Annotated in this window: 3 protein-coding genes; 1 reads left to right on the plus strand and 2 read right to left on the minus strand. The window is 40.0% G+C overall.

All coding sequences use genetic code 11. The annotated features are described in order from the left end of the window. Positions 1–155: 155 nt before the first annotated feature. Positions 156–1,541: a sodium-dependent transporter gene (locus HMPREF9444_RS05410; protein ID WP_009143383.1), complete on the minus strand. Its 1,386-nt coding sequence runs from the start codon at positions 1,539–1,541 to the stop codon at positions 156–158. A 78-nt stretch (positions 1,542–1,619) separates the two neighbouring features. Beyond that, positions 1,620–2,141 carry a flavodoxin gene (locus tag HMPREF9444_RS05415; RefSeq protein WP_009143384.1) on the minus strand — a complete coding sequence of 174 codons (522 nt, stop codon included), beginning with the start codon at positions 2,139–2,141 and terminating at the stop codon, positions 1,620–1,622. Between the two features lie 218 nt (positions 2,142–2,359). Here HMPREF9444_RS05415 and HMPREF9444_RS05420 point away from each other — a divergent pair, with 218 nt between their 5' ends. Next, positions 2,360–3,502 carry a hypothetical protein gene (locus HMPREF9444_RS05420; protein ID WP_009143385.1) on the plus strand — a complete coding sequence of 381 codons (1,143 nt, stop codon included), beginning with the start codon at positions 2,360–2,362 and terminating at the stop codon, positions 3,500–3,502. Positions 3,503–3,568 lie beyond the last annotated feature (66 nt).

Raw genomic sequence — 3,568 nt, forward strand, 5'->3', positions numbered from 1 at the left:
ATCCGATTTTTACCTAAACTGTAAATTTCAGGTTTTCAAGCAGATCGCTGCCGTGCAGTTTGATTTGACAAGAAAATTGCGTAAATAGTGATGAGATCAGCATAAATTGTACTATGCAGACTCGGCTTCTTTTTAGTGAAGCCGAGAGAATTTGATTAGATGATATTAAGCTCTGATAAGAACACTAACAGAATTAAAACAGGTACTACGAAACGTACGGCAAATAAAAACAGTCTTAATCCTTTGAATTTTACTAATCCGTGACTTGTCAGTTCTACCCACAAAGGACGGATTTTCAGTTTCCAGCCGACGAATAAAGCAAAGAAGGCGGCTGCAATAGGCAGCATGATTTTGGCGGTAAAGAAGTCAAAGAAATCAAAGATGACCATGTCCGCAATCTTAAAGTCGCCAAGCGGTCCCATAGACAGTGAGCAGACGCATCCTAACAAGATAGTGGAAACCGATACCATTACCGCAGCTTTGTGTCGGGAAGGTCCGAATGTTTCGGAAATAAAGGCGGTAATTACCTCATGCAGAGAAATTGTTGAAGTAATAGTCGCAAAAACTAAAAGCAGGTAAAAGAGTACGGGAACTAGCCATGCAAGGATAGGGCTGTCACTTAAGGCTGAATTAAAAATATTGGGTAAAGCAATAAATACAAGGCTCGGGCCTTGTCCCGGCTCCATTCCGGGAACGGAAAATACCGCCGGGAAAATTATGATGCCTGCCATAATTGCAACAAAAGTATCCATACAGCCAACGGTGATGGCGGTTTTTGGCAAATTGGCATCCTTTCTGAAATATGAAGCGTAAGTGCACAAACAGCCCATTCCCAAGCTTAAGGAGAAAAAGCATTGACCTAATGCTGATAAGATAACTTTTGAATTTATTGCGCTAAAATCAGGATGGAATAAGAAGTATAGACCTTGTTTGGCTCCCGGCATGGTTAAAGCACTTATTGCCAGAACCACAACAATGATAAACAAAGCCGGCATAAAAATTTTAGCTGATTTTTCAATGCCTTTTTCTACTCCGCGCATAATGATTACGTGGGTAATAAGCATAAAAATCACTAAAAAGAGAATCGGTTTTAACGGATCGGAAACAAACTCCATGAAGTTTACTGAAAAGGGATTGGCTCCTCCCGGCGTCATGGTTCCTGCAAGTTCAATAAATGTTCCTGTTACAGCTTCATACAGATAAGCAAGAGTCCATCCGGCAACGACGTTGTAATAAGATAAAATTAAAAAAGCGGCTAACACGGAAAATCGTCCTAACCATTTCCAATTAGTATTAGGAGCTAATACCATAAAGGCGCTTCCGGTGTTTGCACGTGAGTGTCTTCCGATAACACATTCGGCAAGCATTAAAGGTAAGCCTAAGCAAATAACACATAGCAAATAGACAAGAATAAAAGCGCTGCCGCCGTTTTCGCCGGCTTGGGTCGGGAATCGCCAAATATTTCCAAGGCCTACAGCGGATCCTGCTGCTGCCAAGATGATCCCCAATTTGGAGCCGAAACTCCCTCTGGTTGAACTCATCGGTAGTTCTCCGAACAAAATAAAAAAAGATGAAGCTTAAAAAGCTTCATCAATATTTAAATTAAAATTTGCAGATTATTAATCTTTTGCTTTAAGTCCGAAAGCTGGTCTTATTTGTTCACACCACTTTTTGATTCTTTCATCAGTAAGATCTGATTGATTGTCTTCATCAATTGCCAGTCCTACGAAGTGGTCATGATCAAGAAGCGGCAGCGGGCTGGTAAAATCATATCCGACGGTCGGCCAGAAGCCGATGAATTTTGCTCCGCGGAATTGGAAGGTTTCATAAAGCATGCCCATTCCGTCAAGGAAGGTATCAGGATAGCCGACTTGATCGCCTGTGCCGAAAAGAGCAACCGTCTTTCCCTCAAAGTGCATCGTTTGCAATTTCGGCATGAAGTTGTCCCAGTCTTCCTGCAATTCACCGATGCTCCAGGTTGAAGTCCCGATAATTAATTTGTCGTATTTATCCATCTGCTCACCGTCGCAGCAGATATTGTGCAAATCTACATTATCACGCCCTAATTCATCGGCTATTTTTTCTGCAATCATTCCGGTTATTCCGGTGTAAGTACCATAAAAAAGACCGATCTTATCCATAACTTTCTCGACTTTTGTGTAAATGATTTCGGCAATATCAAATTCAAATTAACTTTTGCTCAAATAGCATTTGCGCTTATCTGATTTTAATTAATTTTTGGTGAAAATGAAATTTGTTGCAAAGCATTATCAAAAATGTAGATTTTTATCTTATTGCGAATTTCTGTCAACATCTTTTTGTTAAGTCATGTATTCTATTGCATAAAAGAGAGGTGAATATGACAGATTTCATAGTAAATGAGTCTAAATTTATTGTAGACATGGATGAAAAAGCAGATTCTTTTTTGTCTGCAGGTGAAATTTTGCCGGATGGCTTACAAGTAAGCGATATGCTTGATAATGCTGCGGTATGGCAGATATATGCAAGCGAAGATAATAGTGCTTTGATTTTAGCCGTTATGCCGGATTTAGCTAAGCGTTGGGTAGCAGAAGGATACATAAAGGAAAGTGCTGTTTTTCATCATGTAAGCGGAGGAAGAGAAGTTTCTTTATTAATTTCTCCTTCATCTTTAATCGTTTCTCCCGTTACTGCAGTACGTTTTGAGCATTCACAAAACTATGCCCGTTCTTTTTTCTGTGCATTGTTTAATTCCCGTCTTAAAAACCATGAAATTAATCTGCGCGACTCAATATTTTTTGAACTCTATGATGTTTTGCTGCCGACATATACTTTGACGCGAAGTGTTGCAGATCGTGCTATTTTTAACAATGCTTCAGGATTGTCTTTAACGGAAGATTTATCCTCTCCAGAAGATTTAGCCGATCCCGGTGTCTCATATTCTTATTTACTTAAAGTATTAAGAGATATGAACTGCAGCATATGCTCCTGCGAGCCGTATTTGATGCAGGGGGAAAGAGTTGATGACTTTTTATCCGTTGATGAAGATTCGATTATTACCGGACCTTTAGTTATCCGTGAGGATTTTCAGGTATTTGCTACAGACAGTGATAAAGTCGTTTTGCTTATGGAAAATGCTTTTGCCTTAAGCATGGTTGAGGCGGGACTTATTGAGCAGATGGATTTAAAGTCGGTTCAATTAGGTTTCGGTGTGCTGCGAGCTTTAGTGTTGAATCGCCGTTTTGCTGTTGAGTGTTTAGACGACAGACATTACGGTCTTACCGTAAACTCAGCTTTTAAGCTTGCCTGCACTCTTCACAGAATGCGTGTAAAAAATGCACAAGCAGGTTTAGGTGAAGGTTTGTATCTCGAGGAAAAAGGGATCATTTTGACCAAGGATTCTGACTCTGAGATGAATGATGCCGCTTTGATGCGCTCTATTATGCTTGAAGGTCCTTTTGCTTTATCTCCGTTTTCTTATGAAGAAATTGATGATGCCGTAACTTTGGTTTCTCGTCGTTAATCGCATCCAAATAATAAAAAGCCCCACATTTTTTGAACTGTACCCCGTTTGGTAGACAATTAACCG

The organism is Succinatimonas hippei YIT 12066, from assembly GCF_000188195.1.
GTDB lineage: Bacteria > Pseudomonadota > Gammaproteobacteria > Enterobacterales > Succinivibrionaceae > Succinatimonas > Succinatimonas hippei.